Source organism: Paenibacillus sp. GYB003, assembly GCF_036577625.1.
Classification (GTDB): Bacteria; Bacillota; Bacilli; order Paenibacillales; family NBRC-103111; genus Paenibacillus_AB.
This window is the reverse complement of record NZ_JARBDC010000032.1, coordinates 75,273-88,790: the sequence shown is the minus strand read 5'-3', so window position 1 is coordinate 88,790 and position 13,518 is coordinate 75,273. Positions and strand designations below refer to the sequence as shown.

Below are 13,518 nucleotides of genomic sequence, written 5' to 3'. Positions count from 1 at the left end.
CTTCGCTCATCCTGATGGCTACGATGCTGACCGGATGCTGGGACCGGCTCGAAATCGAAGAACGCGCCGTCATTCTCGGCATCAGCATCGACAAGGCGTCCCCGAAAGAATTGGAACTGGCGAGAAAGCTGTCGTTCATAAGCGACGAACCCCCGAAGACGAATACGCTCCCGCTTCGGGTAACGGTTCAGATCGCCGTGCCGGGACGCATACCGCTCGGACCGAGCGATGCCGGCGGAGGCGCCAAGCCCGGTCAGAAGCCGGTATGGGTGCAGAGCGCCTCCGGCTATACGATCGACGATGCGTTCAACACGATTCAGCAGGAAGTGGCGCACCGGCTGTTTTGGGGGCACTTGCGGGTCATCGTCGTATCCAGAGAGGTCGCCGAAGAAGGGTTGACGAACATAAACGAATATTTGCGGCGCAATCCGGAAGTGCGCCGGACGTCCTGGATGGTCATCTCCGAGGACGAGGCGGCTCAATTTATGAAAATTACGCCGCAGCTCGAGCGCGTTCCGATTCTGTACCTGCTCAGCACGATGGATCATGCGGTGCAGATGGGCAAAGTGCCGAATGCGTTCGCCGGCATGTACTGGACCGCCTCGACCTCCAAAGGAACCGATCCTTTTCTGATCTATACGAAGCTGCTCGACAACAAAATTCAGATCGCCGGGCTGGCCTATTTCCGGTCGGACCGGCTCGTCGGGACAACGACTCCGCTTGAAATCGGCGCTTATATGGGCATTCGCAACGTGCAGCGCGCCGGTTATGCGGTGCTTGTGCAAATTCCCGATACGAACACCGCCGCGTTGTTTCAGGTAACGCATCGAAAATCGCGCATCGATGTGGCGATCGCGAACGGCAGGCCGGAAATTCAGCTGAAAATCCACAATGAAGGGAATCTGCTGGAAAAATCGAACGAGGAAGTGCAGCTGTCGACCGATATAATCGGCAAGATCGAAAAGCAGATCACGGAAGGCGGGACCCAAACGTACGGCAGGCTGATCCGGCAGACGCAGCAGAAAGGGTCGGACATATTCGGCTTCGGCGAATACGTGCGCGCGAAGGAACCGGGTTACTGGAACAAGCATATCCGTACCAAGGAGAAATGGGAGGAAATGTACAAAGACATTAAAGTCGAAATCCAGGTGACCAACAGCATCCGAAGAATCGGAGGCAAAACGACGTAAACCGCGTTCGGCGCGGACCCAAGCTTCACGCAAACGGAAACGGATGTGATTCGAATGGCGGGAACCACGTACATCGGTTATTTAAATTATATCATCTGGCTGTTTATCGCCTCCGGCGTATTCGTGCTATGGATCGACGCCGGCCATTACAGATCGGACCGGAACCGGGAGAAGGAACGAAAAGCGGCCGCTTTTTCGGGCTGGCTCAACATCTCGCTCGGCGTCGTCGTTCTAATCGGAAGCTGGATCTACAAACGATATTTATGGTGACGGGCAAGCCTGCGACGGATAAGAAGGACACCGGACGTTCCGGTGTCCCTTTCCGTTTCCGTACAGCCGCCGTCATACTTTGGCCAGATCGAGCACGACGGCGTTGATGCCGTTCAGGAAGGCGTTGGCGCTCGCTTTTACGATGTCCGTGTCCATCGCCCGGCCGGAATACGTTTTGCCTTCGTATTCGATGCGGATGTTCACCCGGCCGATCGCTTCCTTGCCCCGGGACAAGCTGCTGATTTTGTAATCCTTCAGCTGGACGTCGATTCCGACGAGCGATTTGATGACGCCGTACAGCGCGTCGATCGGCCCGTCTCCGACGCTGCTGCCGACGATCGTTTCGGCGCCCTTCTTCAATTTGACCGTCGCCGTCGGCGTCTGGTCGCTGCTTATGACCTGGAACGATTCCAGCACGTACAGGTGGGCGTCGCTCGGCTCGATCGTCCGGTGATTCGTGACCAAATAAAAGACGTCGTGGTCGTACACTTCTTTTTTGGCGTCGGCGAGCGCCAAAAATTGTTGGAACAGCGTTTCGAAATCGGCGGCGTCGGACGTGTCGAAGCCCATTTTTTCAACGGCGTTTTTGAAAGCGTGTCGGCCGGAACGGGCGGTCAGGATCAATTCCATGCTTTCGGCTCCGACTTCCTCCGGCGACATGATCTCGTACACCTGCTTATCCTTCAGCAAGCCGTCCTGATGAATGCCGGACGAATGGGCGAACGCGTTCTCGCCGGTAATCGCTTTGTTCACCTGCACGTCGAGACCGGTCAAATGGCTGACGAGACGGGACGTGCGAAGCAGCTCTTTCGTCTGAATATCGGTACGGCAGCCGTAATAATTCTCTCTCACTTTGAGCGCCATGACGACTTCTTCGAGCGACGTGTTGCCCGCCCGCTCGCCGAGGCCGTTAATCGTGCACTCGACTTTGTCGGCGCCGTTTTTGACCGCGGCGAGCGTATTGGCCGTCGCCAGACCGAGATCGTTATGGCAGTGTACGCTGAGGACGACGCGGTCGTCCAGATTTTTCAGCCTCTCGTTGATTTTGCGGATCAGCTCGCCGAACTGTTCCGGAACGGCGTAGCCGACCGTATCGGGAACGTTGATCATCGTCGCGCCGGCTTTCACGACGGACTCGATCGTTTTCCACAAATAGTCGAATTCCGACCGCGACGCGTCCTCCGTCGAATATTGAACGTGGGACAGCAGCGTTTTGGCGTAGCGGACCGCGTCGACGCCCATTTGCAGCACCGCTTCCTTGGAGCGGTTGAACTTTTTCTCCACGTGGATGTTCGACGTGCCAAGCACGATATGGATGAGCGGCTGCCGCGCCTCTTTGATGCTTTCGTAGACGGCGTCGATGTCGGATTTGACGGCGCGGGCGAGCGCGGTGATCGAAACGGTATCGCCGACGGTACGGGCGATTTGCCGCACCGCCTGGAAATCTCCGGCGGAGGAGGCGGGGAAGCCGGCCTCGATAATATCTACATGAAGTCGCTTCAGCTGCTGAGCGATCTCGACTTTTTGATGTACGTTCAGCTTGGCTCCGGGCACCTGTTCGCCGTCCCGCAGCGTCGTGTCCAATACGATAATTTTACGGTTCATCGGTATGTTCCTCCCAAGCGGCAGTCATATTTGGATCTATATGTGAAGCGGGGTTGATTAAACCCGGAATTTAATCAACAAAAAAACCCCGTCTCCGTATAGAGACGAGGTTGAACCCGCGGTACCACTCTAATTCATTTCGTGCGAAATGATCTTTTTCGATGGCCATCACCATCTATCCCTGTAACGGTGGAATTCCGTCTTACCCTACGTGCTTTTCGGGCAGCTGTTCATAGATGAGTTCGAAATGAACGGCGCTGCCGTTTCGCACCAGCCAACGGCTCTCTGAAAGGTCGTTTCACTTCTACTATTTCTAATCGCAACATTTCGAATATGGAATTACTGGTTATTATATGCGCGGCCTAACGAAATGTCAACACGGTGCCGCTCTTATTTTTTATGCCTGAGACGGGTCATCGTTTCCTTATCCCGGACGCAGCTGCGCCGAAAAAAACAGTTCGTGATACAAAAAACATTTTCGAAACCGGTTGATAGGTTGGGGACGGAAATCGTGATCCCGAAACAGCCGCAAATACTGCTCTTCGTTCCGTATATAGTCGCCGTTGTCGTACCAATTCATAAACCAGTTGCATAACGGCTTCTTCTCGCAAATGCAAGGCTCCATCGCGACAATCGTTCCGTTCGGTTTTAACACCCGTTTGAATTCCTTCATATAGCGGGCGATATCGTCGGACGAAATATGGTGCAGCACGGCGATGATGACGATGTAATCCATGCTTTCGTCATGAACGGGAAGCCGGTCGTTTTCAAAAACTTGAAAATCGTGGTCGGGATACAACCGTTTTGCAAAATCAATGCGCTTGACGTCCGGGTCGATGCCTACATATTGATCCGGCAGAAACATCGGGCAATTGGCTCCCGTACCGCAGCCGAAGTCCAACACATGCTTCCCGTCAAACAAAAACCGGGATTGGATGTGATCGTGAATATATTTTTTCGTAAACCATTTCGGACGGACGAACCAATGATAAAGTTTGGGGGAGTACGAAGTATTTAAGGAGACCGCCCTCTTTCTGAATGAAGTGACAACAATAATCTGTCTCTTGCATTCGAAAAAAAATCGAAATAAAAAATGGAAACCGATTTGCGCCATGAGGCATAGACAATCGATCCCGCGAAAACGGTTAGCATCCAAGATTGATGAGAAAAGGGACTTCCCGAAGCGGGAGCCCCTTTGGCCGATCGTTAAAATCCTTTATATTGCGGCTCTTCGTTTTCCAGCTGTTGGACACGGCCTTCCACCTGTTGAACGATTTGCTGAGTTTGAGCGGCCGCATTCGTGAAAAGCGTTTTGGCTTCTTGATTTTGCGTCTCCAGAGCGAATTGTTCGAGGCTCGCTTGGGCGCTCTTCAAAGAAGCGACGCATGTTTTGACCTGAGATCCTACTGTCACGTCTATCACCTCCTCCCGAGCAAGCTTAAGTGAAGCGGAAGCAACGAAAATAATGTATCTCCGACGTTTCGACGATATACAAGGAATTAACAGGAGGTTTCGCTAACGATCGGCTTCCGGAGGAAAAAAGATTGTCGCATTTCCATTGTCGGTTTCGACACATAATTTGATCTGAAGGAAACGGAATTGATTAAGGGGGAATCGGATGTGCCGCAATGGCTGGAAATCGCATTGCGTACTTTGATGGCCGTCGGTATTCTTTTTGTCATGACAAAGCTGTTGGGAAAAAGGCAGGTGACCCAGCTTTCCGTCTTCGAATACATTACCGGCATTACGATCGGCAGCCTTGCCGCTTACATTTCATTGGATATGGAAGCAGACTGGTATTTGGGACTTGTCGCTTTAAGCGTCTGGGTTGCGGTTTCGCTGGCCATCGAATTTTTGCAGCTGAAAAGCAAAAAAATCAGAGATTTTGTCGACGGCAAAGGAACGATCCTGATCAAGGACGGAAAAATTTTGGAAGACAACCTGCTGAAAGAACGAATCTCGACGGACGAATTGATGGAACAGCTGCGCAGAAAAAATGCGTTTAAAGTTGCAGACGTCGAATTCGCGATCATGGAGCCGAGCGGCGAAATCAATGTGTTGTTTAATCGGGAGCATCAGCCGCTTACTTCCAAACATTTAGGGATTCAAGTAGCGCCCGAGCAAGAGCCGCAAATCGTAATCATGGACGGCAACGTGATGGACGAACCGCTCGCCACGATCGGCTTGAGCAGGGGATGGTTGTCCGCCGAGCTGGAAAAAACGGGCATAACCGTAGAAAATGTGTACCTTGGCCAAGTGGATGCCTACGGGCAGCTTTACGTAGACTTGTATGACGATCAAATCAAGGTGCCCGAGCCGCAAAAAAAAGCGGCATTGTTCGCGACCTTGAAAAAATGCGAAGCCGATTTGGAGATGTTCGGCATTGCAACCGACAGCAAAGAAGCCAAAAAGATGTATGAGAAATGCTCGAAACAGCTGCAGACCTTAATATCCGACTTAAAGCCGATGCTGCACCGGTAAGTGGATTCATAATCGCGCTTTTAGCCGAAAGTCCCTCCTTTTCCAAAAAGTTTGGCTTCAGATTTGAATCGTTTCTGCGTTAAACTTAGACGTTGAAGAACGATTCTTATGAAGCATGACTTTAGGAGGAGGGGAATTCCGATATGGATACGGTTAGTCATCTGTTCATCGGTCTCGGTCTCGGAGCTATGGCATGCAATGTGCCGGAGATCGGAGCCGACCCGGCTTTGGCGCTAGCCGTTACGATCGGTACGACGCTCGCTTCGGAAGCGCCGGATATCGACTATTTTCATAAGCTGACCAAGGGGGATGCGGTCTACCTGAAAAAGCACCGGGGACTCACGCATTCCGTCATGGCCTGGTTGCTGTGGCCGAGCGTGATTACGCTCGGCATGACGCCCTTTTTCGACAATCTCGCATGGGGATGGGTTTGGTTGTGGAGCTTCATCGCCGTTCTCGTCCATGTCGGTCTGGATGCGTTGAACACGTTCGGAACCCAGGCTTTGCTTCCTTTTTCCAATAAACGGCTTTCGCGGGACGTTCTCATGGTCCTCGATCCGATCATCTTGTTTACGCAGGTTGCGGGTGCGGCGCTTTGGTGGATGGGAGTGTTCCCGCCCGGTCCGTTGTTCGGGATCCTAAACGGCTGCACGGTTCTCTACATTGCCGTAAGGTTCGCCCTGCATCGCCGGTACGTGCGGCTTCTGGCGGCTCGCTATGAGACCGCTAAAGCCGTAAGCGTATTGCCGACGTTTCGTTTCAACCGATGGACCGCAATCGCGGAAACCGATTCGGAGCTGGTTTTGGGCGAATGGAAGGGGAATCGTTACCGGGAAACGGAACGGCTCTTGAAGCGTTCGTACAACGATTCCGAACAGCGGTTCGAAATTCCCGATCGGGAGACGTTAAAGCGCATAAGTCCGGCTGCGGACACCTTTTTCTCGATCGCGGGGCATATTCGTCACGAGCGGATTGAGACGGACGAGACGGTCCGCTGCATATGGACGGACCTGCGGTTCCGTTTCGGCAACTATTACCCGTTCAAGGCCATTCTCGAGTTCGATCGGGAAGGCAATTTGGTGTCCGACTTTTTGGCTTGGAGAGGCAACCGCAACCGTGCGCAACGAACTTACGGCGGCGTCGAAGCATGACCCGAATAAAACGAAAACGGAGGGACGAGTCCCTCCGTTTTTTTTGCTGCCTAAAACAACGCCGAAAGCAATCGGGCGAAAATTTCTCCGAGCCTTTGCATATTCCGCGTACCGATATCCGCGGGCAGCCATTGTTCGCTTTCCTCAAGATCCCGGTAAAAATCTTGGACAAGCCGGCCGACGACGTTTTCGTCGTAAAAGATCGCATTGATTTCGAACTGGCCGCAAAAGCTCCGTATGTCCATATTGGCGCTGCCGGAGCATGCCAAGTCGTCGCATATCATGACCTTCGCATGGACGAAGCCTTTTTTGTAGCCGTAAAACCGGACCCCCGCCCGCATCAATTCCTTTGCATAGGACAACGAAGCGCAATAAACGATATATTTGTCCGGAATGCCCGGCAAAATGACACGGACGTCGACTCCTCTCATAATGGCCGTTTTCAAAGCGAGCATGATGCCGGGGTCGGGGACGAAATACGGCGTTTCGATGTAGATCCGCTTTTTTGCCGAGACGATGAGCGTGAAGATCAGCTCGATTATCGTCTCGTCGGGGCCGCTTTTCACGATTTGCACCCGTTCGTTTCCATGGCATTCCTGAACCGGAAAATAGGCGGCGTCCGTTACGGTTTGTCCTTTGACCAAGCACCAGTCGTTCAAAAACGTATATTGGAGCCAAAGTACGGCATCGCCCTTCACGCGGTAATGAGTGTCTCTCCAATAACCGGTTTTCGGACGGCTCCCCAAATACTCGTCCCCGATATTCAAGCCGCCGAAGAAACCGATCTTGCCGTCAATGACGATAATTTTGCGGTGGTTTCGATAATTGAGCCGCTTCGCGAAGAAAGCGGCCCCTATCGGGAAGAAGCAGCCCGTTTCCACGCCGGCGTCCCGCAGCCGTTGCAAGTACGCTTTTCCAAGCCGCCGGCTGCCGATTCCGTCGTATATAAACCGCACCTTTACCCCTTGCTGCGCTTTTCGGACCAACAACCGCTCAAACCGGGCACCGAGCCGGTCGTCACGGACGATATAAAATTCGATATGAATGTGATGCTCGGCTTCGGCGATCGAATCGAGCATCGCTTCAAACGCTTGCTCGCCTTCGCTGTAAACGGTCGCTTCATTGTTCGCGGTAACGGGGCCGAACGGCGCAAGCCGGTCGTCGTCCTGCAGCCGTCTTTGCCGGCTGCGGATCTGGAGCGTCTCTTTCATCCGGTCCCAATACCGGACTTCTTTCCGCCGAAGGGAAGGGCAATATTCTTTCGCCACGAAATAATGCAGCACGAAGCCGATCGGGGGGAAAAGAAACAAAACGACTAGCCAGGCGATCGCTTTGTGAGGGCGGCGAAACTCGACGACGATAACGGCCGCGATCTGCAAAATAAACAAAATAAGGGCTATAACGATCCAAAGCAACTGTCTGGCACGCCTCCTCGCGGCATGATCGGCCGGTTATCTAAACGCTATCCGTTATAGAATGCCTTGCGCGGATTTCGATATGAGCGGACGGCCGCGGAGGAATATGGAAGGGCAATCGTTGGATCGTTTGTATGTCGGCATGATAAAAATCGCAATGGTAGTACAAATTAACTTCGTACCTAAATCGGAGTAAGGGGCAACGCTATGAACGACGTGAACCGGGGGTTAAACTCCTTGATTATCGGAGTCGACGTGGGCTCGACGACCGTCAAAGCGACGGCGGTGGATCCGGAAACGAAACGGATCGTTTGGTCGGACTATCAGCGGCACCATACGAAGCAAGCGGAGAAAGTGCTAGAATTGCTCGTTGCCATCGGCAACGAATTTCCGGACGTCGGGCGGGAAAACGTTCGCGTTTTTGCGACCGGCTCCGGAAGCGGCCCGATCGCACCGCATATCGGAGCGAAGTTCGTTCAGGAAGTCAATAGCGTTACCATGGCCGTGGAGCATCTTCATCCCGATGTCGGGAGCGTCATCGAGCTCGGCGGACAAGACGCGAAAATAATCATTTTCAAGGAAAACGTTGAAACGGGCGACAAGCAGGCGCTCACTTCGATGAACGACAAGTGCGCGTCGGGCACCGGGGCGACGATCGACAAGTGCATGATCAAAGTGGGGATGCCCGCGGAAGAAGTGGGGAAGCTGCACTTCGACGATTCGAAGCTGCACCACGTGGCCGCCAAGTGCGGGGTATTCGCCGAAACGGATATCGTCAATCTCGTGAAAAGCGGCATCCCGTCCGCGGAGATCATGTGTTCCCTGGCGGACGCCATCGTCATGCAGAACCTCTCCGTCCTCACCCGAGGGAATACGCTGCGGCATCGCGTCCTGCTGCTGGGCGGTCCGAACACTTATTTGCCTTTCCTGCAGGAATGCTGGCGCAAACGAATTCCCCAAACGTGGCAGGAGCGGGGGTACGATTATCCGAAAGACGTGCCGATCGAACAATTGATCTTCGTCCCGGACAATTCGCAATATTATGCGGCTTACGGCGCCGTCCTGTACGGCTTGCACGAACCGGCCGACGTCGGATTATACTCGGGCCTGGAAGGGCTTAAAGCATTTATTGCGCACGGCCGGAAAGCGAAGCTGGGCGAAAAGGCGGGCCCGCCTTTGGCAGGCGGCGACAACGAGCTGGACCAATTTCGCCGCAGCTACAGCATTCCCCGATATACCCCGGCGACCTTTGCGCCTGGGCAGAAAGTGCGGGCGGTTGTCGGACTCGACGGCGGCTCCACTTCGTCCAAAGCCGTCCTGGTCGACGAGCAGGGCGACATTTTGCTTAAGGAATACCAGCTCTCCAAAGGCAATCCGCTCGAGGATACGAAAGAAATGCTCCTGAGAATCCGCGAGAAGGTGAAGGGGCAGGGAGCCGAATTGGAAATCATCGGCTTCGGCGCCACGGGATACGCCGCGGACGTTTTGGAAAAAACGTTGAACGCGGACGTCAATATCGTCGAAACCGTCGCGCATATGATGAGCGCCGTTCACCAATTCGGCGACATCGACGTCATCTGCGACATCGGCGGACAAGATATCAAGGTGCTCTTTCTGAAAAACCGGGATATCCGCAACTTCAAGCTGTCCAACCAATGCTCGGCGGGAAACGGCATGCTGCTGCAGGCGATGGCGGATCAATTCGGCATCCCGGTTCAGGAGTATGCGGATACGGCGTTCAGCGCGGAGCTGAGCCCCAAATTTTCCTACGGCTGCGCCGTGTTTCTTGACGCGGACCGGGTCAATTTTCAGAAGGAGGGCTACTCCAAAGAAGAGCTGCTCGCCGGGCTCGCGCTCGTGCTGCCGAAAAACGTATGGCAATACGTGGTGCAAATTCCGCGCATGGCCGAGCTTGGCCGCAAATTCGTCCTGCAGGGCGGCACCCAATATAACCTGGCCGCGGTCAAGGCGCAGGTGGACTATATCAAGCAGCGCGTTCCCGATGCCGAAGTTTACGTTCATCCGCATCCGGGAGAAGCGGGGGCGATCGGCGCCGCCATGGAAACGCTGCGCGTCGTGAAGCGCCGGGGATATTCCACTTTCCTCGGCATGGATGCCGCCATCGGTCTGCGTTACGTCAGCCGCAACGACGAATCGACCCGCTGCAATTTTTGCCCCAATCACTGCAGCCGGACCTTTATCGATTCCGAAACGCCGGACGGCAAAACGGCCCGGTACATTTCCGGATTTTCCTGCGAAAAAGGAACCGTGGAAGACAAGGAAGCGGTCGTCAAGCTGACGAAAGAGCGCCAGGAGCTGAAAAAGCATTATCCGAATCTCGTCGAATACGAGGCGCGCCGCATGTTCCAGCATTTTTACGACGCGGAGCCGATGCCCGAACCCGATCGGGCTGTGGACGACGTCCGGGTGAAACGGGGATGGTTCGGCGGCTTGCGCAAAATTCCGACCAGCAGGCCGTTCTCGCGTTCGTCCGCCGAGGCTGCGGAACGGCGCGGCCGAATTCGGATCGGCATTCCGAAAGTGCTGAACATTTGGTCTACCGCTCCCTTTTGGCGGACGTATTTCGAGACGGCTCGGCATCGACGGACGGAACATCGTGTTCAGCGACAACACGAGCGAGGAAATGTGGCAGGAAGGCGGCAAATACGGATCGATCGACCCATGCTACCCTTCGAAGGTAGCGCAGGCTCACGTGCACAATTTGCTGTTCAAGCACCATGAGCAGAAGGCGCTCGATTATATCGTTTTCCCGTGCATCACCCATATTCCGACTCACCTGCAAAATGTGATGGATTCGGCCAGCTGCCCGATTGTGGCCGGCGCTCCGAACGTAATCAAAGCCGCGTTCACCAAAGAGGTGAATTTTTTCGAGACGAGAGGGATCGTTTATTTGGACCCCGCGGTCACGTTCACCGAACCGAACATGATGAAGAAGCAGCTGTTCGAAGCGTTTGCCGAGCATTTGCAGATCACCGAGGATGAAAGCGACTTTGCCGCGGAGCAGGGCCGGAAGGCGCTGGATGCGTTCGATGCCGAAATGCAGGAGAAAGGCCGGATGATTTTGGAGCAGGTCGAACGGGAAAACCGGCTTGCCATTCTGATGATCGGACGTCCGTACCATTCCGATCCGGGCATGAATCACGGCGTGCTGGAAGAGTTCCAGGTGCTCGGTTATCCGATTCTGTCGATGCGCTCCATTCCGAAGGACGAAGGCTGGCTGCGCCGCTTTTTCCAAGACGACCTGGCCAGCGGCCGGGTGGAATACGCGCTGGAAGTCACCGATGTGTGGCCGGAAAATTTCAGCTCCAACAGCGTGCAAAAAGTATGGGCGGCCAAATTCGCCGCGCGCCACCCGAACGTGGCGGTGCTGGACTTGTCCAGCTTCAAGTGCGGACACGATGCGCCGACCTACGGGTTGATCGACTCGATCATTACCGCGGCCGGCACTCCGTACTCGGCGCTGCACGATATCGATGCGAACAAACCGGGCGGCTCGATCAAAATCCGGGTCAAAACGTACGCCCACAGTTTGGGGCTTCATGAAGAACGGCTGCACGATCTTGCCGTCAAAAAAGCGGAATTGCAGCTGCGTCTCGAACAGAAACGAGCCGAGCTTGCGAGCGGAAAGCAGATCGAACGCGCCGGGGCCATTTCCTAACAAACATACGAAGCGAAGGAGTGAATCGATAATGGCTGTTGCGAACGGCAAAGAAAAGGCCGAGGACCGGTCGTCTCTCGACGATCTGCTGCTCGGCTTCCAGAAGGAGCAGGAACAGGAGCTGGGTCTCGATCAGACGAAACATCAATGGTTCGATCCCGTTCCGCGTCAGTTTTTGGCCAAAGACAAGTCCACCACGACTCTTCTGTTCGGCGGCTTGACGATGGCCCACGATTACTTGGTGGAAGGAGCGCTGAAAGGGCTCGGGTATCGGGTGAAGCATATGGATTGCCCGGACAACGAGTCGCTCCGTTTCGGCAAAGAGTTCGGCAATCGCGGGCAATGCAATCCGACGTACTTTACGGTCGGCAATTTGATCAAATATTTGCATCACCTTCGCGACGTGGAAGGGAAATCGAAGGAAGAGATCATCCGCAACTACCTGTTCATTACGAGCGGCTCCTGCGGGCCGTGCCGCTTCGGCACGTACGTGACGGAGTACCGGAAAGCTTTGCGCGATGCGGGTTTCGACGGATTTCGGGTTTTGCTGTTCCAGCAGACGGACGGGCTGAAGCAGGCGACCGGAGGGGAATCCGCCCTGAAGCTCGATACGTCGTTTTTTCTCAGCTTTTTGAAGGCCGTTCTGCTGGGGGACATCTTGAACGCGCTCGCCTACCGCATCCGCCCGTACGAGGTCGAGGCCGGTTCGACGGACGCCGCGCTGGAGAAGTGCAAGCAATATATATACGAAGCGCTGAGCGAGCGCAAACGGCTGAGACCGGCATTGATCCGAAGCCGCAAAGAACTGCAGGCCGTTCGGGTGGACCGCACGAAAGTGAAACCGAAAGTAAGCATCATCGGCGAATTTTGGGCCATGACGACCGAAGGGGACGGCAACTATCAGCTGCAGCGGTTTCTGGAAAGCGAAGGGGCCGAGGTGGAAGTGCAATCGGTGACGGCATGGATTTTGTTTCTTATTTGGGCGGGTCGTTTCGATACGAAGAAGCGGATGAATCTGCGCGAAGCCGATTCCGGCAAATACGGCCTCAAAGGGGTACAGGCATCGAGGCGTCTGCGCATGCTGTGGCTGGCCGACCGCGTCCTTCGCGCGATGTTCCAAATGTATGCGCGAGCCGTCGGACTGTACCATTACCATCTGCCGAATATGGAGGAAATCGCTCGGGTCGCCCACGAGCACTACAACAACCATCTTCGCGGCGGGGAAGGCCATATGGAGGTCGGGAAGCTGATCCTGAACGTCAAGAAGCGGAAAGTCAATATGACGATATCCGTCAAGCCGTTCGGCTGCATGCCGTCTTCCGGCGTATCCGACGGCGTGCAATCGCTCATTACGGAGAAATATCCGGACGCCATCTTTCTCCCGATCGAAACGACCGGGGACGGAGCGATCAACGTCTACAGCCGGGTACAGATGATGCTGTTCAAAGCGAAGCAGGCGGCGCAAAAAGAATTCGACGAGGCGTTAAGCCGAAAAAGACTTACCGCCGATCAGCTTCAAACGATCATGAGTCGTTCGAAATTCGCCCGTCCGCTTCTGACAAGCCGGCACGTCGTCGCATGCACGGCCGCCAATTGGGTGTACGGCTTGCGCGGATTTTTCAACCGGTATTCCTGGCGGTAAACGCGGAACAAATTCGTGAAGCTGCTCGAATGACGAGTAAGGGATGCAAGCATACTAAGAAAAATCGTCGAAAGAGGTGAAGTGT

9 protein-coding genes, 1 pseudogene and 1 other annotated feature are annotated in these 13,518 nt (G+C 54.6%); of the genes and pseudogenes, 6 read left to right on the top strand and 4 right to left on the bottom strand.

Features of this window, described 5'->3' with window-relative positions; translation table 11 throughout:
• The first annotated feature begins 8 nt into the window (after positions 1 to 8).
• Positions 9 to 1,190, top strand: coding sequence for a Ger(x)C family spore germination protein (locus tag PV407_RS11275; protein ID WP_332090085.1), 1,182 nt, complete (start codon positions 9 to 11; stop codon positions 1,188 to 1,190).
• Between the two features lie 54 nt (positions 1,191 to 1,244).
• Positions 1,245 to 1,460 (top strand): CLC_0170 family protein, encoded by a 216-nt coding sequence (locus tag PV407_RS11270; RefSeq protein ID WP_332090017.1) that lies wholly within the window; start codon positions 1,245 to 1,247, stop codon positions 1,458 to 1,460.
• A gap of 72 nt (positions 1,461 to 1,532) precedes the next feature.
• On the opposite strand, the gene PV407_RS11265 is transcribed toward PV407_RS11270, so the two are convergent.
• The 3 genes from PV407_RS11265 to PV407_RS11255 all read right to left on the bottom strand — a co-directional run bounded on the left by PV407_RS11265 (position 1,533) and on the right by PV407_RS11255 (position 4,478).
• Positions 1,533 to 3,065 carry a 2-isopropylmalate synthase gene (locus PV407_RS11265; protein WP_332090016.1) on the bottom strand — a complete coding sequence of 511 codons (1,533 nt, stop codon included), beginning with the start codon at positions 3,063 to 3,065 and terminating at the stop codon, positions 1,533 to 1,535.
• Between the two features lie 97 nt (positions 3,066 to 3,162).
• Positions 3,163 to 3,395 (bottom strand) — a binding site (T-box leader).
• A gap of 94 nt (positions 3,396 to 3,489) precedes the next feature.
• On the bottom strand, positions 3,490 to 4,179 hold the full coding sequence (locus tag PV407_RS11260) for a class I SAM-dependent methyltransferase (RefSeq protein WP_332090015.1): 690 nt from the start codon (positions 4,177 to 4,179) through the stop codon (positions 3,490 to 3,492).
• A gap of 92 nt (positions 4,180 to 4,271) precedes the next feature.
• The gene (locus tag PV407_RS11255; protein ID WP_332090014.1) at positions 4,272 to 4,478 is read right to left on the bottom strand and encodes a DUF1657 domain-containing protein; all 207 of its coding nucleotides are present in this window, start codon (positions 4,476 to 4,478) and stop codon (positions 4,272 to 4,274) included.
• Positions 4,479 to 4,685: 207 nt separating this feature from the next.
• Between PV407_RS11255 and PV407_RS11250 the strand changes: the two genes are divergently transcribed.
• Together PV407_RS11250 and PV407_RS11245 are read left to right on the top strand one after the other, a co-directional pair.
• Positions 4,686 to 5,546: a DUF421 domain-containing protein gene (locus PV407_RS11250; protein WP_332090013.1), complete on the top strand. Its 861-nt coding sequence runs from the start codon at positions 4,686 to 4,688 to the stop codon at positions 5,544 to 5,546.
• A 143-nt stretch (positions 5,547 to 5,689) separates the two neighbouring features.
• Positions 5,690 to 6,697 carry a metal-dependent hydrolase gene (locus tag PV407_RS11245; protein ID WP_332090012.1) on the top strand — a complete coding sequence of 336 codons (1,008 nt, stop codon included), beginning with the start codon at positions 5,690 to 5,692 and terminating at the stop codon, positions 6,695 to 6,697.
• Positions 6,698 to 6,747: 50 nt separating this feature from the next.
• On the opposite strand, the gene cls is transcribed toward PV407_RS11245, so the two are convergent.
• Entirely contained in the window at positions 6,748 to 8,112 is a 1,365-nt protein-coding gene (gene cls / locus PV407_RS11240; protein WP_332090011.1) for a cardiolipin synthase, read from the bottom strand.
• A gap of 207 nt (positions 8,113 to 8,319) precedes the next feature.
• Here cls and PV407_RS11235 point away from each other — a divergent pair.
• Both PV407_RS11235 and PV407_RS11230 read left to right on the top strand, forming a co-directional pair.
• A pseudogene (locus PV407_RS11235) lies at positions 8,320 to 11,791 on the top strand (BadF/BadG/BcrA/BcrD ATPase family protein).
• Between the two features lie 31 nt (positions 11,792 to 11,822).
• Positions 11,823 to 13,433, top strand: coding sequence for a 2-hydroxyglutaryl-CoA dehydratase (locus tag PV407_RS11230; RefSeq protein ID WP_332090010.1), 1,611 nt, complete (start codon positions 11,823 to 11,825; stop codon positions 13,431 to 13,433).
• Positions 13,434 to 13,518: the final 85 nt, after the last annotated feature.

What these genes read in the sequence shown, in the direction of transcription:
- PV407_RS11270 (WP_332090017.1), top strand. Translation starts at nt 1,245, where the DNA reads ATGGCGGGAACCACGTACATCGGTTATTTAAATTATATCATCTGGCTG.
- PV407_RS11245 (WP_332090012.1), top strand. Translation starts at nt 5,690, where the DNA reads ATGGATACGGTTAGTCATCTGTTCATCGGTCTCGGTCTCGGAGCTATG.
- PV407_RS11230 (WP_332090010.1), top strand. Translation starts at nt 11,823, where the DNA reads ATGGCTGTTGCGAACGGCAAAGAAAAGGCCGAGGACCGGTCGTCTCTC.
- PV407_RS11260 (WP_332090015.1), bottom strand. Translation starts at nt 4,179, where the DNA reads ATGGCGCAAATCGGTTTCCATTTTTTATTTCGATTTTTTTTCGAATGC.
- PV407_RS11265 (WP_332090016.1), bottom strand. Translation starts at nt 3,065, where the DNA reads ATGAACCGTAAAATTATCGTATTGGACACGACGCTGCGGGACGGCGAA.